Origin of the sequence: Mucilaginibacter conchicola (assembly GCF_003432115.1) — a bacterium.
Taxonomy (GTDB): Bacteria; Bacteroidota; Bacteroidia; order Sphingobacteriales; family Sphingobacteriaceae; genus Mucilaginibacter; species Mucilaginibacter conchicola.
Genome location: NZ_QWDC01000002.1, coordinates 323,905 through 346,620, shown reverse-complemented (window position 1 = coordinate 346,620; position 22,716 = coordinate 323,905). Strand labels below are relative to the sequence as shown.

The window sequence follows — 22,716 nt, the reverse complement described above, 5'->3', positions numbered from 1 at the left end:
TCAAAGATGGAAAAACAAAAGGCAAATATCGATCTGAATAACGAGGTGATCCGCATCCGCGGGCTGCAGAAATCGTTTGGAGATTACCACGTATTGCGCGGTATCGATCTTGATCTTTATCAGGGCGAAAACCTTGTGGTGCTCGGCCGTTCAGGTACGGGTAAATCTGTTTTGATCAAACTCATCTCGGGTATGCTTTATCCTGATGCCGGTACCATCAACGTATTGGGCAACGAGCTAACACACATCACCGAGAGGGAAATGGAATCCCTGCGTATCCGCATAGGTTTCTCGTTCCAGAACAGTGCTTTGTACGATAGTATGACCGTGCGCCAAAACCTCGAGTTCCCGCTGGTGCGTAACCGCAAGGGCATTACCCGTAAGGAGATTGATACCAATGTGCACAGCGTATTGGATGCAGTTGGCCTGTCGCAAACCATTAACCAGATGCCTTCAGAGCTTTCGGGCGGGCAGCGTAAGCGTATAGGTATTGCCCGTACGCTGATCCTGAACCCGGAAATAATGCTGTATGATGAACCAACAGCAGGCCTTGACCCGATAACTTGTATAGAGATAAACGAACTGATAAACGAAGTGCAGCAACGCTATAACACATCATCCATTGTAATTACCCACGACCTTACCTGCGCTAAAATGGTAGGTGACCGTGTGGCAATGCTTTTGGATGGGCAGTTTCAGCGTGTGGGGTCTTTCGATGAGGTTTTTGCAACGGACGATGCCCGCGTGAAACCTTTTTATGATTATAATTTTGTAGAATAAGATATTAAGTATCCAATTATGGACGCAACAGAAAATAGAAGATCAATTATTGTAGGTGTATTTGTGTTTTTAGGCGTAGCCGTGTTTGTACTGGGTGTACTTACACTGGGCGGCTCACAAAAAACCTTTGTGAAAAGCATTCACATCAGCTCGGTGTTTGATGATGTTGCCGGTTTAAAAAAAGGCGGTAACATTTGGTTCTCGGGCGTAAAGGTGGGTATCATCAAAGAGATAAAATTTACCGGCCTGCACCAGGTTGATGTGGTGATGAGTATTGATGCAGCTACGCAACCTTACATTCACCGCAATGCGGGTGTACGCATCAGCAGTGATGGTTTTATTGGTAACAAGATCATTGTAATTGATGGCGGCAGCCCGCAGGCACCAATTGTGCAGGACGGCGATGTGTTAGCATCAGACAAGATGTTGTCAACCGATGATATCATGAAAACGCTGCAACAAAACAACCAGAACATACTGGCTATTACTACAGATTTTAAAACCCTGAGCAAAGAAATCCTGGCAGGTAAAGGTACAGTAGGCGCTTTACTGGCCGATAGCACCATGGGTAATCAGCTTAAACTTACCATGCGTAACCTGGCAATGGCAACTACCAGCGCATCAAAAATGGCTATGCAGCTGAATAACTTTAGCCAGAAAATGAATACCAAAGGTGGCTTCGCCGATAACGTGATGACAGATACTATTACGTTTAATCGTATCCGTGCATCGGTAACCAAACTGCAGGAAGCCGCAGCTAATGCCAGCACCCTTACCGATAATCTTAATAAAGCCAGCAATAAGCTGAATACTACAGATAATGCTTTAGGTGTATTACTAAACGACCCTAAAATGGCCGTACAAGTACAAACCACGTTGAACTACCTGCAGCAAAGCTCTGTTAAACTAAACGATGATCTGGAGGCCGTACAGCATAACTTCCTGCTGAAAGGTTTCTTCAAAAAACGAGAGAAAGCCAAACAGGATAGCTTGAAAAAAGCAATGTAAAATATAAGGCGATGAGTGATCATCGCCTTTTTTGTTTATAAACCATTTTGTTATGAGCGCAGCAATCTCATAAGTAGTTCTTTGTTAGGAAAGGTTGTGGGTTAGATGAGTCGTTAGTGGATGTAACTTTCTTTTCTCTCAAAAGAAAGTAACCAAAGAAAAGTCGCGACTTGGTAACGCGCTACATCGTTTCTGCTTTAGCAATGCCTGTGCTACCCGCACGTTACACTATGTCGCATTGTTCGTTTGTGTAATGTCTGTGCTTTTCTTTCCAATTTGTTTTACTTTATTATTTCTTGTCAGCAAAAAAGCTTCGGGCGAAAGTGGGCAGAATGATGTTGGGCGGTGCGGCTGCGAGGGCATAGCAATACTTGCCTGAAGACGTGGGATTTGAGCGAACGCAGTTGGGGCAAGATTTTGCAGCCCGTGGTTCTGGCTGCTTGCAGGGCAAAGGCTTTGTGGGTAAAGAAGCCTCGTTGCTGACTTGATCTTTTGCTTCTTTTGTATCAAGACAAAAGAAGTAGCCTCTGCGGCAATGAGCAGACTAACGTTAATAGAGTACAAACATGTCGTTTGGGATGCTGAAACAAGTTCAGCATGACGTGTAAAGTTGAGGATTGCCGCACAACCGTTAATATCACATATTTAGAAGGAAAGAAAACCATCCACCCTTATGCCTGTTCTACATACATGCGTAACTACAGAAAACCCGTTTGGCAAACCATTGGTTTAGGTGCATTGGCCGGCATGCGTGCAAGTGCTGCACCGGCATTAGCCAGTCGTTATTATCATGATGGCGTGTCGCCCATTTTGCCATACCCGGTTTTCAGATTTGTACAGTCGCCGGTTAATAGTATAGCAACCAAGCTAATCGTACTGGCAGAAGAGAGAAGACCTGTATTAAAAACCACCCGTCCCGATTTGAACCAGTTGGCTGTGCATGTAATGTCGGGCGCGGTTGCCGGTGCAACCATCTTCCGGAAAAGCCGCCAGAATGTTCTGCATGGTATGCTTTTGGGTGGTGCTGCGGCATTGCTTACTTCGGTAGCAGGTTTTTATCTCAAGAATTATGCAGCCCGGTTCCCCGAAGTAACCTCGCCATTAACCGATGCTTTTCAGGATGCTTTCCAGATGAGCAGTGGTGTTTCGTTGGCTAAAGTTTAAGAATTAAGAAGCCTCATTACTTTATCATCATATTTTTCGGGCAATAAAATTTATGCCGGTAATGATGAAATTTTAGAGTTTTGGGCTTATATTTAGCTAAAGTTAACATCTTCTTAAAATAGGATGGCGTTCTTATTTGATTAATAAAAAGTCTGTTAAGGAAAATATTTTAACCTAAATCTCCTCTTTCCTAATATCTTTATATACAGATATCAAAAATATTAGATATTTTTGGATGCCCTTACTAAACATTGGTTGAACTTGAGAGAACAGCTGACATTTAATGAAGCCGCTTTGCCTTCTATAAAACAGGCCGCGCATGAACTTTACACCAATTATGGTGCAATGCTGCTTGGCTATATTATTGAAGTGGTGAAAGACCGCCCCGTAGCAGAAGGCTACCTCGCAGATATATTTTCGGGCCTTAGTGTTGGCGATATCCAATATATTGCAGGCACGCCAGATGGTAGCACTTACTGCCGCCTGCAACAATACACACGCAACAAGCTTGTCTCATTTGTAAATACTGTTGATGATTGTGCCGATTCGCCGGATAATGTGACAATAAGAGGCAACCGATTGATAGACCTGATGACTGCCGAACAACAACTTGTTTTTTGCGGGGTACATTACCACGGCAAATCAGTTTCCAGTTTGGCTAACGAGCTTAACAAAACCAGCGACGAGATAAGACAAATACTAAAACAATCATTCAACATAATCAGGAGCAACCGTAAATGATACAGCAGTACATTAATAGCGGCATTTTAGAAGCCTATGTAACAGGCTGCGCCTCAGAAAGCGAGGTGAAGGAGTTGTTACGCATGAAGGCCGAGCATCCCGAGGTGAATATTGCTTTAAAGGAGCTTGAAGCCGACATGGAGTTTTTGGCACAACAAATGGCTGTTACTCCTCCTTTAAGTACATGGGGTAAGATCTCTGATGATATTGATGAGATCATGCTGCGCGAGAAGCGCGAGCTGCAGCAATTTAAACAGCCCGAACCAAAACAACAGGAAGCGCCCGGCACCGGCCCAACTTATATTGAGGTAGAAGGTGCTTCGAGCCACATGCGCATTCACAAAGCGTGGAGATGGGTATTTGCTGCAGTGTTTATTTTGGGTAAGATATTCTTAGGATTTGCCATCTACTTTTACCTGGAGAACAGGCAGGCGCAGAAGCAATTGCAAAAGCTGGAAACCGAAATACAGCAATTAAAACGTTAAACATTAAATGTTTAAACCGTTTTGATTTTTAAACTTTCATAAACTTTTTGTTAATGGCGATAGTTGTTTACAGTAATACACAATACACTATGGCAGCATCAACAGAAAAGAAAGAAGGAACAAAAGCGGAAGAAGACAAAACTAAAGGCGCCGATAAAAAATTGGAAACAGAAATGCCTTTAAGCGAAAAAGACGAAGTAAAAAAAGCCGAGCACCAAACCAATAAGGAAGCTCACAAACAGAAATAAAAAAGGCCCGGACTGAAAAAGTTCGGGCCTTTTCAATATCTCACGGCTTGGTTAATTACTCATAACCTCAATACCCTCAAGCGCCCCTGCTACATTGTCTATCAGGTTTTGCTCGGTAAATGGTTTAAGTACCACACCGGTCATACCTACAGAAAGGTATCTGTCCCTGTCTTCTTTAAGCACATTGGCTGTTAAGGCAAGGATAGGGATAGCAGCTTTGCGTGGGTTGATATTAGCACGAATGAGTTGTGTAAGCTCAATACCGCCCATCTCCGGCATTTCAATATCTGTTAATAAGGCATGGTAGCGGTTATCTTCAAATAGTTGTAAGGCTTCGCGGCCGTTGCCGGCAACATCAAAGGTAACACCCCATTTTTTTAGGATGGTGCTTACCAGTAAAACGTTGAATTTGTTATCCTCGGCAATTAATACGTGTTTACCCTCAACCACTTCGCGTGGGTCGAGTTTAATAATTGGTGAAGATTCTTCTTTTATACACTCTTCTTTAGCCGCAATATCCATCGGCAATTTAAAACTGAAGATAGAGCCTGTGCCCGGTTTGCTGGTTACTTTTATACTACCGCCCTGTAGCTCGATGATCTTTTTGCAGATGGCAAGGCCTAAGCCCGTACCGCCATAGTTGGCTGTTTTTTGAGCCGACGTTACCTGTGAGAACTCTTCAAATATTAATGGTAAATGCTCTTTATCAATGCCCAAACCGGTATCTTTCACCTGTATGTTCAAAACCTTTTGACCGGGTTTATCATCGGTTAAAAAGGCACTTATAGTAACCCCACCTGCAGGCGTAAACTTAATGGCATTGCTGGTTAAGTTCATGATCACCTGCTTAAGCCTAAAGTAATCGCCGGCAAGGCAAACATCAGCATCAAAATCAATATTGCTCTTCAGGAAGATGTTTTTCTTGCTTGCTTGCACCTGCATACTGGTAGCAATTTCAGAGATAGCATCATACGGGCTGAATGGCGATTTCTCAAAATTCATTTTCCCCGTTTCATACTTAGAGAAATCCAGTATCTCGTTCACCACCTCGAGTAACATTTTTGATGAACTGCGGATGGCGTTGGTTTGCTCTTCCTGCGTATCGGTTAAAGAGCTTTGGGTTAATTGTTCAGAGAAACCGATGATCGAGTTCAACGGCGTGCGGATCTCGTGGCTCATGGCCGCCAGGAAGCGGCTTTTTTGCAAGGCATATTTCTCGGCCAGTTGCGTATTCACCACCATCTGCTCCTCGTTCTGAAATATCTTCCAGATGTTGTACAATATGATCACCACAACGGTGGTCATCAGCAGGAAAATTGCGCCGGTCAGTTTTCTGAACTCGTACATTACCGTAGCCAGGTTTGAGTTCATCTCTTTTTTGCTGCTGGCTATGTATTGGTTCTCGGCGGTTTTATACTTTTTTAAGCTACCGATGATCTGGCTGATGAGGCGGTTGTTGATCTCCAGCATCTGGCGCTCATTATTCCGCAGTTTAGTATTAGCATCAGATATACTACTGTAATATTTACTGTAAACCTGGGCTACTTTGGGGGTGGCTACCATGGTGGTTATCACCGTATCGGTACGTTTGGCCACCAGTACCGGTGCTTTTTTTTCTACTACCGGGGCCGGCTCTTCTTTTTTCTTTTTGCTGAAAACAGAGAATAACCTGCCAAAGAATTTCTTCTTTTTCTCAGGCTGTTGCTGTTGCGGCGGGGTGATCTTAGCTATTGTAGCGGTCTTGATAGTATCGATCTTAACCCGTGTTTTTATGCGTCTTATCACCGGCTGTTTCAGCATTTTGCTGTCGCGATCTTTCAAGGCGGCATTAATAGTACGTGCCGAGTTCATCAAACTATCTGACAAGGCCATCAATCGTACATAATTGTGGGCATTATCGGTTTTAGCGCTGATGAGCTCTTTTAGTGCACCATCGGCTGCAAGCGCGGCTTTGTCACGGTCGTTATTGTTCATTTTGGCGATGATGCCGCGAACATTTTTTATCTGGCGAGAAAATTCTTTTGAATAGTACTGCTTGCCGGTAAGTGCAAACATACGGCTGTTGTTATCAGCGCTGTAAAGTTCAACAATACAGCTATCTATAAGGGTTGAGTTCTCCCTCGCAGCCACCATTTTCTGGAAATTGGTGCGCAACTTTTCGGCTTTATTATAATGCAGGTACAGGTAAAATGCACCGCCAAATAAAACCACTATCAGCATTACAATAAGTAAGTAACGTAGGATAGGTATTTTTTTAACATCGGCTAACATATATGCAGTAATACTTTAAAATTCAATTGGGGGCAACTGTTATTTTCCAAGTATTTACAAGCCAAGTGCCATGTGCGGCAATATTCGTATAAGGAATGCGTTTGTGTGCGCTGATTTGAAAATGAATCTGTTAACGCTAACGATGCTGTACTGTGCTGTTTAAAAATGTAGGCACTTTTAAGTTTTTTCTGAACAATAAAACGGTTAACCCCGTTATTAGTGCGCAACAAAGCCAGCATCAGCGGCTTTAACCGGCTTTTTGATGTTCCGTTTGCCGATGAGCAGCACGATGAGTCCTAACCCTGATGCGGCCAGCATCAGCAAAGCCATTGGCACGGCAGATTGTGCGGTAAACATACTTACACCTATAGATACCAAAGAACCTACACTCATTTGAAATGCACCCATAAGGGCCGATGCAGAACCTGCATTTTTCTCAAACGGGGCTAAGCATAAGGCAGAGGTATTGGGGCTTATTAAACCCACACAGCAAAGCACAATGAAGGTCATAGCAATAGTACCTGCTAAGCCTAACCAATCCTGACTGGCAGCCACTACAAACAAAGCCGAAGCACTTACCATAATAATTAAAGCAGCATTTACTACCTGCCTGCTATCAAAGCGTTTGATAAGCGCACTATTCAACTGGCTGGAACCGATGAAGCCTACAGATAACAAGGCGAAGATCCAACCATAAACTTTACCGCTCACCTTAAACACATCCATAAACACCAGCGGAGATGCCGATACATAGGCAAACAAACCAGAGAAGGCTATGCCACCTGCAATGGCGTAAGTGTAAAATTGAGGTTCTTTCAGCACCGTTAAAAAGCCGTTGATAATAGGCTTTGGCTTAAGCGAGTAATGCGGATCGGGCCTGAAACTCTCCGGCAGCAGAAATATCACGGCAAGTGTTATTAATACGGATAACCCGGCCAGTATCAGGAAAATGATATGCCAGCTAAAATTAGTTGTAATGTAGCCCCCAACGGTAGGCGCTATCATGGGTGATGCACCAAGTATAAGGATGAGCAGCGCAAACACTTTGGCATTATCCTTCACCGGGAACAGGTCGCGCACCATGGCTATGGATGCCACTGTTGCAGCGCAACTGCCCAGCGCCTGGAAAAAGCGTGTAGCAATCAGCATCTCAATACTATCCGAGTAATAACAAGCCAGAGATGATACAATGTACAGCGCCAAGCCAAAATAAAGCGGGCGTTTACGGCCATATTTATCAAGCAGGGGGCCGTAAAGCAGCTGCCCTGCAGATATCCCAATAAAGAAACTGGATAGCGAAAGCGCCACCCTCTCGGTTGTGGTGTGTAGCGATTTTGCAATGTCCGGGAAACCCGGCAGGTACATATCAATGGAAAAAGGGGCCAGCGCCGTAAGCGCTCCCAATACCATTACTAAAGTGAAATAGCGTTTGCTGGTCATGTTGTTATGCAAAGGAAAGTATTAATAACAGCTTATGATGTTCAATTGTAAAATAATACAATGAGGTGATTTTAATTTATTTACTACATTAGTCAATCGGTACCCCGCCGATGGTATATAAACCCTTTCTTGTACGCCTATGCTGGTTATATTTATTTGTATTGTACTGCTTATTTTATTGGTGAGTTGGGCAAAAGTTAATCCCTTCCTGGCTTTTTTGCTGGTATCTATAGCGGCAGGTTTAATGTTGGGTATACCTGTTACTAAGGTTACCGCATCTGTACAAAAAGGTATAGGCGATATTTTAGGCGGGTTGGTGATTATTATTTGTTTAGGCGCCATGCTGGGCAAACTGGTTGCTGCCAGTGGCGCCGCGCAGCAAATAGCTGGTGTACTTGTTAAGCTTGTTGGCGAAAAATATATCCAGTGGGCTTTGGTGGCTGCGGGTTTTATTATCGGTATCCCGCTTTTTTATGGGATAGGTTTTGTGTTGATGGTACCGCTCATATTCTCGGTAGTATATAAATACAAATTGCCTGCTGTGTTTATTGGCCTGCCTATGATAGCATCGCTGTCGGTAACGCATGGCTTTTTGCCGCCGCACCCGTCGCCATCGGCGCTGGTAGTGCTGTTCCATGCTAATATGGCTACCACGTTTGTGTATGGATTATCCATCGCTATACCAGCCATTATATTGGCAGGGCCGGTGTTTGCCAGATTTCTAAAACGTATCCCATCAGAACCATTGGCCACCTTCCGTGCCGAGGAAATGCCTGCCGATAAATTACCGGGTGCATTCAATAGCTTTTTTACCGCACTGTTGCCCGTGATATTGCTTATGCTAACCGCATTTTTTCCATACTTCGGCATTAAGAATGAGAACGCCCTAAAAGTGATGGCTTTTCTTGGCGATCCATCAATTGTGATGCTGATAGCGCTGCTGGTAGCCACATATACACTTGGCGTAAAGCAAGGCATGAGTATGTCAACTATCTCCACACACTTTACTGATGCGGTTAAAGATATCGCGCTTATCCTGCTCATCATTGCCGGCTCGGGTGCGTTTAAAGAAGTATTGGTAGCGAGTGGGGTGGATAAAGAAATAGCCAATAGCTTAAGGTCATTCAATATGCCGCCGTTGGTTTTGGGCTGGTTAATCGCAGCTATTATCCGTATAAGTTTAGGCTCGGCAACGGTAGCTGGTTTAACGGCAGCGGGTATTGTAAGCGGATTAGTGGTATCAGAACATGTAGACCCCAACCTGATGGTGCTATCTATAGGAGCAGGTAGTTTGGCTTTTTCTCACGTAAACGATTCCGGCTTTTGGTTATTTAAGGAGTATTTTAACCTCAGTATGAAAGATACCTTCAAATCATGGTCGATGATGGAGAGCCTGGTATCACTCATAGGCTTGGTGGGTGTATTGATCATTAACGTATTTATCAAATAAATATGATGCACAAAACGCTTTTAATTATCGTGGCGATGCTATTCGGTAGCTTAGCAAAAGCAGAGGATGGCGATTTCTTTACGTCGTTTGATGGTACAAAGATCTACTACGAAGTAAAAGGCGAGGGCCAGCCGGTGATACTGGTGCACGGCTTTACCAATAATGCCCAAAGCTGGAAACGGGGTACACTTTATCCCGCATTGCTTAAAGAGGGCTATAAGGTGATCATCCTTGATCAGCGGGGTAATGGGCAATCAGATAAACCGCATACCGATGCCGCCTATGCCAATGATGCCGAAGCCAAAGACATTATGGGTTTGGCTTCGGCTTTAAAGCTAAAGCAGTATGATATTGTAGGTTACTCGCGCGGCTCTATCATTACCTCAAGGGTGATGGTGCTGGATAAACGTGTGCAAAAGGCCGTAATGGGCGGTATGGGAGCCGACTATACCAACCCTAACTGGCCGCGCCGTGTGCATGCATACAAAGCCCTTGCCGGGGATACCACTCATCATGATGTGGATGAGATGATGGCGTGGATCCACAAGAATAATTTCGATAACCAAGCATTGATGTATCAGCAAAAGCACCAGCCATCAACCAGCGCAGCAGAATTGGGCAAGCTTAAAATACCCGTGTTGCTGATAGACGGCAGCGAGGATACCACCAACGGAGATGTGCACGATCTGCAGAAACTCATCCCCGGCTCAAAGTACACCGAAGTGCCCGGTAACCACAATACTGCAGGTAATACTGAACAGTTTGCACAGGCTATTATCAGCTTTTTGAAGCAATAACCCCACCTTTTTAAACTGGCGTGTAATTTGTATAGTTTGTGTACAAATACAATTACACATACCCATGAAAAAGATAACGATATTATTTTCACTGATGCTGGCTTTTTTGGTTGGCATCAACTTTAAAGCAGAAGCGCAGATAAGTAAACAAGGTAAAGGGGCTATTATAGGCGGTGCCGGTGGTGCCGTAGCTGGTGCCCTAATCGGCAAAAGCGTTGGTGGCGCCGTTATTGGTGGTGCCATTGGTGCAGGGGGTGGTTACATTATAGGTAACGAAGCCCGCAAGCGCGAAGAAAAACGTAAACGCGAAGCCTATCTTGAACGCCGCCGTGCATGGAAAAGAGCTCACCCCGGTAAAGCATACCCATATTAATTATATCGGACAAAACGATATGGAAGCCCCGCAATTGCGGGGCTTTTTTGTTAGTAGGAAATAGCGAAACGCCATGCCGGTTAAAAAAAATGATTATGGGATCCCCGGAATAAAATTCAGGATGACGATATGATTTATGAATGTATGATAACACCCACGTAAAATCACGTGCTATTTTCACACCAATGCCATTTTAAATTCCAGTCTGGTTTCAGCTTTACAATTATTTTTTGCAGGGCCGTTATGTGTTTAATTATAAGTATATTTGCACGAGCCATTTTAGCTATATACCCTAATAATTTTAAGCATTTTTTGACGTTTTTAAGAGGCTTACAGATACTCAAATACCTAAGAAAACAACAATTGATTAAACTCCCCCTGCAATGGTAAAGCGTATTTTAGTATTGGATGATAATCATGACATCCTTGAGGTGGTGCATGAAACCCTCACCTACGAGAATTTTGAAGTGAAAAGCATTACCGAAGGAGACGAAGTGATGCCCCTGGTAGAAGAATTTAACCCCGACCTGGTTATACTGGATTACCGGGTTGCAGGCGCCAATGGCGGCGAGATATGCCAGGCTATAAAAGCCCATCCCAAATTTGGCGATGTGCCGGTTATCATATTCTCGGCCTACGTAAATCACTCATCAGATCTTTTTGCCTACGGTTGCGATGCTATCATCAATAAACCGTTTGATTTGACTGAACTGGTTGAGAAAGTGAACGGATTGATAAATAGCTAAGCAAAAGCATTTATAAAAGAAAAGCCCCGTATCATTCGATACGGGGCTTTTTTGTATTATCTCCAAACGTTGAACTATGTCATTTCGAACGAGAGACAGCGAGGAGAAAACTTGTTATTCCTGAACAGCGAAGTGCTTAGCATTAATAACAGGATTTCTCACTATCGTTCGAAATGACTGTTTTGAAAAGTCCTTACACTATATAATTCCAACCGTGCGGGTCTTCAGCGCGGCCATATTTAATAGCATCCATGGTTCTGAATATTTTGTTTGAGAACTCGCGTGTTGCAGGGTCGCTCAGGAAATATTCTTCGCCATCTACCACAAAAGAAGCAACCGGTGCAATAGTAGCAGCAGTACCGGCACCAAAGGCGTCGGTTAATTTGCCATTTTTAGCGCCTTCTGCCAGTTCGGCAACAGAAAGCTTGCGCTCTTCAACCGGGATACCCCAGTCTTTAGCCAGCGTAATTACCGTATCGCGGGTTACACCATCAAGGATAGTGTCTTTTGCTTCGGCGGTTACCAAAGTGCCATCAAGAAGGAACATCGCGTTAGCGGCACCCATTTCTTCAACGTATTTATGCTCTTTAGCATCAGTCCATATCAGCTGGTCAAAACCTTCTTCGGCAGCTTTACGGCCCGGTAACATTGATGAACCGTAGTTACCCGCAGCTTTAGCATAGCCCATACCACCTTCGGCAGCGCGGGTGTAATGCGTTTCAATTTTAACACGAAGCGGTTTTGAGAAGTAAGGGCCAACAGGGCCTAAAAGCACAATAAATTTATAAGTAGCCGATGGTGTTACACCCAGAAACGGATCTGTTGCGAACATGAACGGGCGGATATACATAGCATGGTTCTCTTTAGCCGGGATCCACTCGCGGTCAAGATCAACCAGGGCTGCAATGCTTTGTACAAAAACATCCTCAGGCAAAGTTGGCATACAAAGGCGCTCTGCCGATTTGTTGAAACGGATAGCGTTCTTATCAGGACGGAAGATTGACACCGTGCCATCCTCATGTTTGTAGGCTTTAATACCTTCAAAAAATGCCTGGCCGTAGTGCAGTGCAGAAATAGCCGGACTTAATGAAATCGGGCCGTAAGGGACTATTTCAAAGTTTTTCCATTCGCCGTCGGCATAGTCAGCAACAAGCATGTGGTCAGAAAAAACTTTACCAAACGGAAGGTTGTTAAAATCGGTCTCCGCTAAGCGCGAGTGTGCCGTTTTAGTTATTTTGATGTCCAGTGTATCGGTCATGGCAATAGAAATTTTATCAGAAAATGCCAAGATAGGAAATTTCAAATAAATGTTGGGGATTGCAGGCATAGTAAGCTATATTTCAGCCATCTAAACTGACGGCAAAATGACCGAAGAGACACAAAGAATTGACCAGCAAAAAATATATAAATTGACGCCGGAAAGTGCTTCGGACAAAAAGCGCAAAATTAAAACAGGCATTGCGGTAAATTATTTTGCAGGCTTCTTAGTGTTCAGCTTTTCACTGATAAATGGATATAAGCAGCTTGATCCACTTGTAAGGTTTGGATTTATATTAGCGCTCCCTGCATTTCTTGGGTATGGATACTGGTTTTTTTCTAAAAAGCATTCAAAGAAAATTGACGAGTCAGCGCTTACTGTTACAGAGCATAGCATATCAGTAACGGGTATAGAGCAAAAGTTATCTCTAAAAGAAATTGTAAAAGTTGACGAAAACAGCAAAGGCATAACACTGCAAAGCAGGTACGACTTTAAAAAGAAGTTATTTATTGATAGTGGCTTTGAAGACTTCGACGCTGTAAAAGCTATGCTCACAGAGACTGCACAACAAAATACTGCGAACTAACGCTAAAGTTCGCTTACCACTTTATCAACCCAGCCTTTACCCCATTCGGCAATTTCCTGTTCGTTCCAAAGCGACGGATAGAAAATGCGTTTCTGGAAACGCGGCGGCAGGTATTTTTGCCAGTTGGTACCGCCTGTGGCTTTAATTTCTTCGGGCTCGCGGTGCAGGTAGCGCACGGCAGATTTATAGTGGCTAAGCGGCCAGTTCACATTTACGTTGATATCCAATTGGCGCAGTTGCTCCTCGAGGGCTTTAGTACTCTCGCCTTTGGTTTTAAATTGTTGCAGCAGGTTGTTGAAGTTGGTAGTCGCTACCGATCTGCCCAGCTCAATAAAAGTTTTGGCGTATTTTTTCTCGAACTGATTTAGCGTAAGCGTTTTCTTTCCGGTTGATAGCTCGGTAGCGCCGTATTTCCAATAGATCTGCTCAAATTGTTCTTCTACCGACGCATCGCGTAACTCATCACGATGGCCGGGGGCAACAAGGTTGATAAAATCGGTAGCGTGGATCTCTATCATGCGGTATTGCCCGCTCTGGAAACCACTGGCTGGCAGCAACGACATCCTGAATTGCAGGAACTGCTCTTTCTCCATACCATCCACCATTATCTCGAACGAATTAGTAAGCGCTTCAAAATAGCGGTTAATGCGTTTCACACGGGCGGTGAAGAAATCGATAGTAAGGTTCTCAGCTTCGGCTATCTGCTTACACTCGTGCAGCGAAAGTTTAAAGTACAGCTCGGTTATCTGGTGATACATGATAAATATCTCCTCGTCCGGAAACTGCGTTTTAGGGCTTTGCAGACTTAGCAGCGTATCCAGGTGAATGTAGTCCCAGTAGGTTAAAAAGTCGGCATGCAGTAAGCCATCCAGGTACGAGGTCATGTCCTGACCCATAGCGTCGTACTTTTCCTGCAGCAGGTTTAATCTTTTTTCAATTTCGGGCGAGATACTCATAGCCGCAAAGATAGGAAAGTCTAAAGCCTTAAGTCAAAAGTTAGAAGTCAAAAGTCAAAAAGGGAGCGATAGTGTGGTAAGGGATTTGGTTTTGAATTTTTAATTTTTAATTTTGACTTTCACAAAAGGCAATGGTGTTCTGCCTATTTGAACCGCTGCAAAGCTGATGACGCCTACTCAAATGGATTTTTTATTTATTTGCTTGTAGGCTATGTTCAAAAATATCATCTCAAAACAGTTAAATCTTTTAGGTTATTTAGTTCGCTGGACTATTATCAGCATTCCTGTGGCTGTTGCTATTGGCAGTGCGGTGGCACTTTTCCTGTGGCTGCTCAATTGGGCTATCCATTTCAGGTTTGGGCATACCTGGCTGCTATACCTGTTGCCGCTGGCTGGTGCTGCCATCCACCTGCTTTACAAATGGTACGGGCAAAGCGCCGAGCGCGGCAATAACCTTATTATTGATGAGATACATGAGCCGGGTGCAGGCGTACCTAAACGCATGGCACCGCTTATCCTCATCACTACTATTATCACCCATTTATTTGGCGGCTCGGCAGGGCGCGAGGGGACTGCAGTACAAATAGGAGGGAGCCTGGCAAACCTTTTTGGTAGTTGGTTTAAACTTAATGAGGCTGATAAAAAACTGATATTAACTGCCGGTGTAGCCGCTGGTTTCGGTGCCGTATTCGGTACGCCGCTTACAGGAACCATATTCGCGCTTGAAGTGATCGCCATTGGCCGTATCCAATACAATGCCCTGCTACCGTGTTTAATTGCCGGTTTGGTGGGCGATGTTACAGTATCTGCCTGGGGCATTCACCATACGCTTTACCATATTGATGTGGTTGATGTAGGCGGCGAATTTTATGGCAAGCATCTGCCGGTCAGTTTTCTGCTGTTGGCTAAGGTTTTGTTCGCCTCGGCTTTGTTTGGGTTGGTGGCTATGGCTTTTGCAAAGGCTGTGCACCTGGTGAAGAATGTCTCATTAAAACTTATTAAGATCAGCTGGCTCATACCTGTAGCTGGCGGTTTGATAATTATAGCTTTAACTTTTATCCTCGGTAAACCCGATTACCTGAGTTTAGGGGTAGATGCTGAGTATCCCGGCGCGGTTACCATTGTTTCAGCTTTCCACCATACCGGTGCCGATTTCTTTAGCTGGTTATGGAAACTTATCTATACATCTGTAACCTTAGGTACAGGTTTTAAAGGTGGCGAGGTTACGCCGCTGTTCTATATTGGGGCGACCTTGGGTAATACGCTTGCCGATCTGCTGAATGCCCCCGTGAGCCTTTTTGTTGCCCTTGGCTTTATCGCCGTTTTTGCAGGTGCTACCAATACCCCGCTGGCCTGCACGCTGATGGGTATTGAACTCTTCGGAGGCGAATATGCCCTGTTCTTTGCCATTGCATGTTTTACGGCTTATTTCTTTAGCGGCGAGGGTGGTATCTATTCTGCACAGCGTACGGGAGTTGCTAAGATAAACGGGTACACAAGCCGGTTATTTAATAAGTATAAGCCTTAGTTGTTTTTCATTGCCGCCGGCTTCAGCCGACGGAAGCAGGCAAGTTTTTACGGACTTCAGCCCAACTCCCGTAAACTATATTTGCATGTACTTAAGTTTTAGCGCTTTGGTAAAACATATCAACGGCTGTTTGTTTTATAGGAAGAACAATCACAGAACCCTTTATCATCATGAAGATCAGCCGTATATTAATTGGGATAGACGACAGCAAATATGCCGAATACGCCGCTTGCTATGGTTTCGACTTAGCTAAAACTTTTAATGCCCATGTAGGGCTGGTACATATTGTTGAACCAGCCGTTACGCCCGATACCGGCAATGGTGCCGATAACATTATGGGTATGCCCCTGCCAACTGCCGATTACAACGAAGCTTCATTGCTGGAGATACAGAAAGACCACGCCGATAACATCCTTAATCGCACCATCGAAAAATATGGCGAGGGCCTGCAGATAACTCATTTCAACGAATTTGGCTCCACAGCCGACGGCATACTCCATAGCAGCGAAGAGTTCAATGCCGATCTTATTGTGATAGGTACCCACAGCCGCTCGGGCATCGACCGCCTGTTGATGGGCAGCGTAGCCGAAACGGTTATTCGTAATGCCAAAGTACCGGTAATGGTGGTGCCTTTGGGTGAGAAGGGGTAGCGGTAAGTTACATACACGTCATGCCGAATTTATTTCGGCATCCCACACGTTAGGTCTGTGCTGAAAATTAGTGTTAGTCTGCTCATTGCCGCAGGGGCTACGTCTTTTGTCTTGAAACAAAAGAAGCAAAAATTCAAGACAAAAAAATCCTTCTGCCCGCAGGCCTCTACCTTGGCCCGGTTTTTTGTCGGGCCTTTGCCCGCATTTTTATCGTTGTCATTCTGAGCGATAGCGAGGAATGACAAGTATTATCCGGAAGAATATGGTGGTGAACCCAACGACCCCGAACAATGCGGCATAGCGTAACGTGCGGGTAGCACAGGCACTGTAGCAGCACATTCATTGTAGCGCGTTACCGTAGCCGCGAGTTTTTTCTTTGGTTACTTTCTTTTTAGCGGAAAAAAAGAAAGTAACATCCACTGACGATGCATATCGCTACAATCATTCCTAATGAAATACTAATTGCGGATTGATAATTTGATATTCCTTGCAATGCCGTGTGAGAGAATTAATACAGCAGCCTAAACTTTATCGTATGCTCAATAGCTTTCAGCTCGTTTAGTACCTGGGTATCATAACCGGCATCCACATCGGTGATAACATAGCCAATTTGCGGGTTGGTTACCAGGAACTCGCCCACAATGTTGATGTTGTGGTTAGCAAATACCTCGTTTATTTGGGCCAGTATACCGGGCACGTTTTTGTGGATGTGGATGAGGCGGTGGGCGTTGTTAACACGTGGTGGCTGCAGATCGGGGAAGTTGCAGCTCATGTGGGTTTTGCCCTCGTTCATGAAAGCGATAACACGCTTGGGAATAAAGTCTGAATTGCGCGGATTTTGCTTGTAATCATCAAAAATGATGATGCCCTTTTCGCCGGCAGCTTCAGAGAGTTTTTTGCTGGCTACTTTACCAAAACAACCAATAACTTTTAACCTGCCTGCATGCTCCAGTTGCTCAATGGTTGGCTGATGGTGCTCATCGCAGAATAGCACGCCTGCTTCTTCCAGGTATTTATCCTCAATGCTGGCCTGATGGCGGATGTTGTAACCCTCGCGTTTCATTTGCAGCAGGGCCTCTTCATCAATATCGCCCACTACCAAACATTTGATGCGGTTTTTTGGGTAGGAGATGGCACGAGGCAGTTTGTTAATGTACAGGAACTCGTCAAAGCTCGGCGTAATATGGTCGGCTTTTTCGGCAACTGATTTACGTTCGATGTTCTCTGTAAAGGCAAAGAACTTTTTGATCATCCCCGATTCCTTCAGCTGAAAATCAGAATAACCATCGCCAATGCCGTAAATATCGCCCTGCAGGTTTAGCTCTTTAAGCAACTTAACCTTGCCACCTTCCTGCGATAGCGGGTTTTCTTTATCGTAACCGATAATATTACCCTCGTCATCAAACACAAAAGTGTTGGCGTAAATATTTTCTTTTTTGATATGGTACTCGGTAACAACCGGTGTAATGAACTCTTTAAATCCGCCTGATACGATCAATACCTCATCCTGATGTTTCTTGAAGAAAACCGTATTGCGGGAGAAAGAGGTAGATACCTTTTTCTTTAAATGACTGATCAGCATTTTCAAATGCTCGCGTGTGGCGTTAAGCAATTGTACGCGCTGTTGCAAACTTTCGGTAAACGACAGGCGGCCTTCCATCGATGCGTTGGTAAGGTCATCTATCTTTTTGTAGATCGCCTCACGGTCGGGATGGTTTTTAAGGGATATGCGGGCCAGTTCGTCCAGTGCTTCTACCTGGGTAAAGGTGCTGTCGAAATCTATAATAAAGTATTGCTCAGTTTTTTCAGGCTGCGACGTCATAGCGCAAAAATGCAATTTTTAGTCTACCTTTTTAATAGAAATTTGATAAAACAAAAGCGGCGATGCTTTTTGCATGTAAATCGCAGAGCGGACTCACCCCGACGTCGCTTGCGCTTGTCGACCCTCTCTGCTGCAAGCAGCAAAGAGGGTAAGAAAATATAAAAAACAAACCCCTCTTTTCGCGCAGCGAAGAGAGGGGTGACGATCCGCCGGGAGGCGGAGATGTCGGGGTGAGTCAACTCTGCTGGCGATTACAATAACATCGCCGCATTTAAACAGTGCTTTTATTTAAAGTAGATGCCCGTTTCCAGGTCTTCTAACAACGTTGGGCCTTTTGGCTCCCAGCCCAAAGTATCGCTGGTTATCTGGTGCGATGTTGGGTTATCCAGGGTAACAAAGTGCAGCATCCAGCCAAAGTGCTCGCCGGCTTCTTCTTTTGTTTTTGATGCTATGGGGATATTTAAGTGACGACCGATCAGCTCAGCTATCTCGCGCAGTGTAACACCTTCTTCTGATGATGCATGGTAGTTAGCATTGGCAGCAGCTTTCTCTAAAGCCAAAACATAAAGCACGGCAGCATCTAAACGGTGGACACCTGTCCAGCGATTAGTGCCGTCGCCAACGTAGGCAGATACACCTTTCTCTTTTGCCAGCCTGATCAGCATCGGCACAAAACCATGGTGATCACCCTCGCCGTGTACGGATGGTGATAGGCGCACTACTGATACGTTGATGCCCCTTGCAGCCGCGGCACGGGCAGCTTCTTCGGTAGCCACGCGCGGGAACTGGTCTGATGTAAATGCAGGTTCTTTATCCTCAGTAGCCAAACCATTGCCTGATAGCAGGGCGGTGCCTGATGTAATGATGAATGGGCGATCTGAACCTTCCAGTACCGAAGCAATTGCTTCGATAACTTTACGGTCTAACTCGCAGCTGGCTTTAAAATTCGAAAAATCGTGGATAAAGCCGCAATGGATAACGGCATCGCAGGCGGCAGCGCCGGCTTTAACGCTTTCCAGGTCCTCAAGCGAACCTTTATGCACTTCGGCACCGGCATCAATAATAGCCTGTGCTGATGCATCTGAACGGGCAAAACCAAGCACTGTATGGCCTGCCTTCAATAACTCCTGAACAACGGCTGAGCCTACAAAGCCCGAAGCGCCGGTAACAAATACTCGCATAATTAATGTGTTATTAAATAGATAAATCAATAACACAAATCTCTCCAAAACAGAAGCCCTGAAAGAGGACATTTGTCCCCGTTTTACATTTACCGTTTTACCTGCGCCTGCCTTACACGGGTAAGGGTTTTAAGTGATACGCCAAGGTACGAGGCTACCATGTGCAACGGTATGCGGTTAAAAACATCGGGGTAATCGCGGATAAAGTCATCGTAGCGCTCTTCGGCTGTTGCGCTCATGGTATTAAAAACACGCTCGCGGGTCATGGCCAGGTTTTTGGCAATGATATCCTCGCTATAGGTTTTAAGCTGAGGGATGGCAACACATAGCTGTGTAAAATCGCGCTTGGTCCAAAGCAGCAGGTGGCTGTCTTCTAAAGCCTCGATATAGTAGGTAGTAGGCGTGCCATGATTAAGGCTTTCGGGTTCGGTCATCCACTCGTTCTCGGTAGCAAAGTGCATAATGTGTTCGCTGCCATCCTCGCGGGTGCGGTACAGGCGCACCATGCCGCTGATGATGAACATTTTGTAGCGGCACACATCGCCGGGCTTCAGGAGTATCTCTTTGCGGTGTGCCGTTTTCTCCAGCGACATTGAGCGCATTAGTTGTACATCCTCATCACTCAGATTGATATGTTGTTTAATGTAGATATCGAAATCGTAGGCCATTATTCAAACATAACGAAAATGACGGCTCAAATGTTGGCGCGCTAAATTATTACCGTAGGTTGATGTTGAGTTAGATATATTTGCCTCATGAGCAACCCGCTGATCAGCTTTCTGCAACAGCACCGTTTCTTCTCAGCAGAAGAACAGGACGCCATTGCCGCAGCTTTTGAGCGCAGGCGATATAAAGAAGGCGACCAACTCCTGAACACCGGCCAAATTTGCCGCGAGTTATTCTTTATTTGCGATGGCGTGCTCAGAATAATGGCAACTAATCAGAAAGGTGTGGAGCTTACGCACTTCTTTTTAAAAGAGGGCTCGTTCTGTACCATCCTCTACAGTTTTAACAATGATATACCTGCGGATGAAGGCATCCAGGCGGCCTGCGATACCGAAGTGCTGGTGATCAATAAAACTAAACTAACAGAACTTTATACGGAAGTTCCCGGCTTAAAAGAACTGATAGACCGCATCACCCAGGAGAAACTGCTGGAAAAAATAAAGATCCGTAATGCTTACCTGGGCGAGGAGTCTGAAGCGCGATACCACCTCTTTTTGAAACAACAGCCAGATGTGGCAAGGCGCGTACCGCTTAAAGATATTGCCGGTTACCTGGGCATTACGCCGCAATCCTTAAGCCGCATCCGTAAAAGCGCGAAATAGATAATCCACCATTCGTTTTTACCATATGTTAAGTGCTTTCGCTATCGGCGGGGCGCAACTTTGTATCCATAAAATTTATAATAATGGAAAACACAGTAAACAACCTGAATGGTAAAAGAGTAATAATTTTAGGTGGCAGCACCGGCATTGGTTTCGCTACCGCGCAACTGGCAGCGCAGGAAGGCGCAGAAGTTGTTATCGTATCAAGCAATCAGCAACGTATAGATAGTGCGCTTAGTCAGCTGCCGGCCAACGCAACCGGCTTCGCGGTTGATCTGAGCATCCATCAAAACATTGCCGACTTTTTTGACGGCATAGGCAAATTTGACCACCTCGTGTACACCGCCGGCGAAAACCTGAAACTGAACGTAATTGAAGAAACTGACATAGCGCAGGCACAACAATTTTTCAATATCCGTTATTGGAGCGCCTTTGCAGCTGTTAAATACGGTGCTAAACATATTAATGCAGGCGGTTCTATTACATTAACCAGTGGCAACGCCGGTGCAAGGCCGAGCGCAGGCTGGGGCGTAGCATCAAGTATTTGTGGCTGTACCGAAGGTTTTATGCGTGCCATGGCGGTTGAGCTGGCGCCTGTGCGTGTTAACTGCGTTACGCCTGGTGTGGTGAAAACCAATCTTTGGGGCGGCATCCCCGAGGCTGACCGTGAAGCTTTATACGCCAATATGTCAAACTCACTATTGGTTGGCCGCGCAGGCGAGGCTGAGGATATTGCCCTTACCTATGTTTACCTCATGAAGCAGCAGTACGGCACCGGCCAAAGCCTCATTGTTGATGGCGGTGGGGTATTGGTGTAAATCCGCTATAGTATTACTGAAGGCATTATTTACGCGTCATTGCGAGGTACGAAGCAATTTCCGAACTATACAGGGCCGATCTGCCTACGTAGAGATTGCTTCGTACCTCGCAATAACGCATTTTTAGATACTTACTTTCCCTAAAACTCTTTATCACTCAGTGTGGTTATATAGATCCACCATTAATGGTAATGCTATGAGATCTATCTGGAAGGGTTCGCTTGGCTTTGGGCTGGTTAGCATACCGGTTAAGCTGTATTCGGCGGTGCAAACAAGCTCGCTTGATTTTGATATGCTGGATAGCCGCGATCACGAGCGCATCCGCTACCAGCGCGTGAACGAGAAAACGCACAAGGAAGTACCCTACGAGAAAATTGTAAAAGGCTACAAGCTGAACGACAATTATGTTATTATGGACGATGCCGATTTTGAAGCCGCCGCACCCGAAAAAAGCAAGGTGATAGAGATAGAAAGCTTTGTGGATATCAAGGATGTAAACCCGATGTTCTACGAAACATCATACTATACAGAGCCCGATACTAAAAACAACAAGGCATACGCGCTGCTCATCCAGGCGCTCAAACAATCGGGCAAGGCCGGACTTGCGCGTTTTGTACTACGCAGCACCGAGAGCCTTTGTATTGTGCACCCACAGGATAATGTGTTGGTAGTAACCCGCATCCGTTTCGGGCAGCAGATAAGGGATACTGAAGACCTGAACCTGGCCGATAACGTTAAAGTAAGTAAAAAGGAACTGGATGTTGGCCTGGCGCTGATAAAGCAATACGCAGAGAAATTTGATGTATCTAAATTTAAGGATGAGTACACCAATGAGTTGCTCAACATCATCAAACAAAAATCAAAAGGTAAACGCGCAACCATTAAGAAACTAAAACCGCATAAAACAAAAAGCGACGATCTGTACGACCAGCTGATGCAGAGTTTGCAAAAGAAAGGGGCGTAACAGCCACACTATATTTACTTAATACACCATTGGCGGTGTCCTCACCGCCAAACAGAAAAGGCCGTTCGTTAAAAATGGCCTTTTCTGTTTGTTTGCAAGCTCAGAAACCCTTCCCACCCAAA

23 protein-coding genes and 1 riboswitch are annotated in these 22,716 nt (G+C 45.0%); of the genes, 16 read left to right on the top strand and 7 right to left on the bottom strand.

Features of this window, described 5'->3' with window-relative positions:
* The first annotated feature begins 6 nt into the window (after positions 1 to 6).
* From D0C36_RS11195 to D0C36_RS24515, 6 genes are all read left to right on the top strand, one after another.
* The gene (locus D0C36_RS11195) at positions 7 to 780 is read left to right on the top strand and encodes an ABC transporter ATP-binding protein (protein WP_117391717.1); all 774 of its coding nucleotides are present in this window, start codon (positions 7 to 9) and stop codon (positions 778 to 780) included.
* Positions 781 to 798: 18 nt separating this feature from the next.
* On the top strand, positions 799 to 1,788 hold the full coding sequence (locus D0C36_RS11190; RefSeq protein WP_117391716.1) for an MlaD family protein: 990 nt from the start codon (positions 799 to 801) through the stop codon (positions 1,786 to 1,788).
* 597 nt (positions 1,789 to 2,385) lie between these two features.
* Positions 2,386 to 2,952 carry a hypothetical protein gene (locus D0C36_RS11185; protein WP_117391715.1) on the top strand — a complete coding sequence of 189 codons (567 nt, stop codon included), beginning with the start codon at positions 2,386 to 2,388 and terminating at the stop codon, positions 2,950 to 2,952.
* A gap of 261 nt (positions 2,953 to 3,213) precedes the next feature.
* Entirely contained in the window at positions 3,214 to 3,693 is a 480-nt protein-coding gene (locus D0C36_RS11180) for a sigma-70 RNA polymerase sigma factor region 4 domain-containing protein (protein WP_147321983.1), read from the top strand.
* Complete coding sequence (locus D0C36_RS11175; RefSeq protein ID WP_117391713.1) at positions 3,690 to 4,178, top strand: hypothetical protein; 489 nt, start codon at positions 3,690 to 3,692, stop codon at positions 4,176 to 4,178. The genes D0C36_RS11180 and D0C36_RS11175 overlap by 4 nt, the downstream gene beginning before the upstream one ends.
* Positions 4,179 to 4,231: 53 nt before the next feature.
* Positions 4,232 to 4,426 carry a hypothetical protein gene (locus tag D0C36_RS24515; RefSeq protein WP_158557104.1) on the top strand — a complete coding sequence of 65 codons (195 nt, stop codon included), beginning with the start codon at positions 4,232 to 4,234 and terminating at the stop codon, positions 4,424 to 4,426.
* 51 nt (positions 4,427 to 4,477) lie between these two features.
* On the opposite strand, the gene D0C36_RS11170 is transcribed toward D0C36_RS24515, so the two are convergent.
* Entirely contained in the window at positions 4,478 to 6,697 is a 2,220-nt protein-coding gene (locus D0C36_RS11170) for an ATP-binding protein (protein ID WP_117391712.1), read from the bottom strand.
* A 216-nt stretch (positions 6,698 to 6,913) separates the two neighbouring features.
* Positions 6,914 to 8,137 carry a multidrug effflux MFS transporter gene (locus D0C36_RS11165; protein WP_117391711.1) on the bottom strand — a complete coding sequence of 408 codons (1,224 nt, stop codon included), beginning with the start codon at positions 8,135 to 8,137 and terminating at the stop codon, positions 6,914 to 6,916.
* Between the two features lie 139 nt (positions 8,138 to 8,276).
* On the opposite strand from D0C36_RS11165, the gene D0C36_RS11160 reads away from it, so the two are divergent.
* The 4 genes from D0C36_RS11160 (at position 8,277) to D0C36_RS11145 (ending at position 11,503) form a co-directional block, all read left to right on the top strand.
* Entirely contained in the window at positions 8,277 to 9,587 is a 1,311-nt protein-coding gene (locus tag D0C36_RS11160; RefSeq protein ID WP_117391710.1) for a gluconate:H+ symporter, read from the top strand.
* A gap of 2 nt (positions 9,588 to 9,589) precedes the next feature.
* Entirely contained in the window at positions 9,590 to 10,384 is a 795-nt protein-coding gene (locus D0C36_RS11155; protein WP_117391709.1) for an alpha/beta fold hydrolase, read from the top strand.
* A gap of 64 nt (positions 10,385 to 10,448) precedes the next feature.
* The gene (locus D0C36_RS24375) at positions 10,449 to 10,757 is read left to right on the top strand and encodes a YMGG-like glycine zipper-containing protein (protein WP_147321982.1); all 309 of its coding nucleotides are present in this window, start codon (positions 10,449 to 10,451) and stop codon (positions 10,755 to 10,757) included.
* A gap of 383 nt (positions 10,758 to 11,140) precedes the next feature.
* Entirely contained in the window at positions 11,141 to 11,503 is a 363-nt protein-coding gene (locus tag D0C36_RS11145; RefSeq protein WP_117391707.1) for a response regulator, read from the top strand.
* Between the two features lie 193 nt (positions 11,504 to 11,696).
* Here D0C36_RS11145 and D0C36_RS11140 read toward each other — a convergent pair whose 3' ends face one another.
* Entirely contained in the window at positions 11,697 to 12,761 is a 1,065-nt protein-coding gene (locus D0C36_RS11140; protein ID WP_199502004.1) for a branched-chain amino acid aminotransferase, read from the bottom strand.
* Positions 12,762 to 12,867: 106 nt separating this feature from the next.
* Between D0C36_RS11140 and D0C36_RS11135 the strand changes: the two genes are divergently transcribed.
* Positions 12,868 to 13,347: a hypothetical protein gene (locus tag D0C36_RS11135; protein WP_117391706.1), complete on the top strand. Its 480-nt coding sequence runs from the start codon at positions 12,868 to 12,870 to the stop codon at positions 13,345 to 13,347.
* Positions 13,348 to 13,349: 2 nt separating this feature from the next.
* Here the strand turns inward: D0C36_RS11135 and D0C36_RS11130 are convergent, their stop codons facing one another.
* Positions 13,350 to 14,303, bottom strand: a complete 954-nt coding sequence (locus tag D0C36_RS11130; protein ID WP_117391705.1) for a tryptophan 2,3-dioxygenase family protein — start codon at positions 14,301 to 14,303, stop codon at positions 13,350 to 13,352.
* A 118-nt stretch (positions 14,304 to 14,421) separates the two neighbouring features.
* Positions 14,422 to 14,486, top strand: a riboswitch (Fluoride riboswitch).
* A gap of 28 nt (positions 14,487 to 14,514) precedes the next feature.
* Between D0C36_RS11130 and D0C36_RS11125 the strand changes: the two genes are divergently transcribed.
* Both D0C36_RS11125 and D0C36_RS11120 read left to right on the top strand, forming a co-directional pair.
* Positions 14,515 to 15,831, top strand: a complete 1,317-nt coding sequence (locus D0C36_RS11125; protein ID WP_117391704.1) for a voltage-gated chloride channel family protein — start codon at positions 14,515 to 14,517, stop codon at positions 15,829 to 15,831.
* A 170-nt stretch (positions 15,832 to 16,001) separates the two neighbouring features.
* On the top strand, positions 16,002 to 16,481 hold the full coding sequence (locus D0C36_RS11120; protein WP_117391703.1) for a universal stress protein: 480 nt from the start codon (positions 16,002 to 16,004) through the stop codon (positions 16,479 to 16,481).
* Positions 16,482 to 16,989: 508 nt separating this feature from the next.
* On the opposite strand, the gene D0C36_RS11115 is transcribed toward D0C36_RS11120, so the two are convergent.
* The 3 genes from D0C36_RS11115 to D0C36_RS11105 all read right to left on the bottom strand — a co-directional run bounded on the left by D0C36_RS11115 (position 16,990) and on the right by D0C36_RS11105 (position 20,152).
* On the bottom strand, positions 16,990 to 18,303 hold the full coding sequence (locus D0C36_RS11115; protein WP_117391702.1) for an HAD-IB family phosphatase: 1,314 nt from the start codon (positions 18,301 to 18,303) through the stop codon (positions 16,990 to 16,992).
* A gap of 284 nt (positions 18,304 to 18,587) precedes the next feature.
* Complete coding sequence (locus tag D0C36_RS11110) at positions 18,588 to 19,484, bottom strand: SDR family oxidoreductase (protein WP_117391701.1); 897 nt, start codon at positions 19,482 to 19,484, stop codon at positions 18,588 to 18,590.
* Positions 19,485 to 19,573: 89 nt separating this feature from the next.
* Positions 19,574 to 20,152, bottom strand: a complete 579-nt coding sequence (locus tag D0C36_RS11105; RefSeq protein WP_117391700.1) for a Crp/Fnr family transcriptional regulator — start codon at positions 20,150 to 20,152, stop codon at positions 19,574 to 19,576.
* Between the two features lie 87 nt (positions 20,153 to 20,239).
* On the opposite strand from D0C36_RS11105, the gene D0C36_RS11100 reads away from it, so the two are divergent.
* From D0C36_RS11100 to ku, 3 genes are all read left to right on the top strand, one after another.
* Complete coding sequence (locus D0C36_RS11100) at positions 20,240 to 20,812, top strand: Crp/Fnr family transcriptional regulator (RefSeq protein ID WP_117391699.1); 573 nt, start codon at positions 20,240 to 20,242, stop codon at positions 20,810 to 20,812.
* A gap of 83 nt (positions 20,813 to 20,895) precedes the next feature.
* Entirely contained in the window at positions 20,896 to 21,630 is a 735-nt protein-coding gene (locus D0C36_RS11095) for an SDR family oxidoreductase (protein WP_117391698.1), read from the top strand.
* A gap of 196 nt (positions 21,631 to 21,826) precedes the next feature.
* Entirely contained in the window at positions 21,827 to 22,594 is a 768-nt protein-coding gene (gene ku / locus D0C36_RS11090) for a non-homologous end joining protein Ku (RefSeq protein WP_117391697.1), read from the top strand.
* Positions 22,595 to 22,716 lie beyond the last annotated feature (122 nt).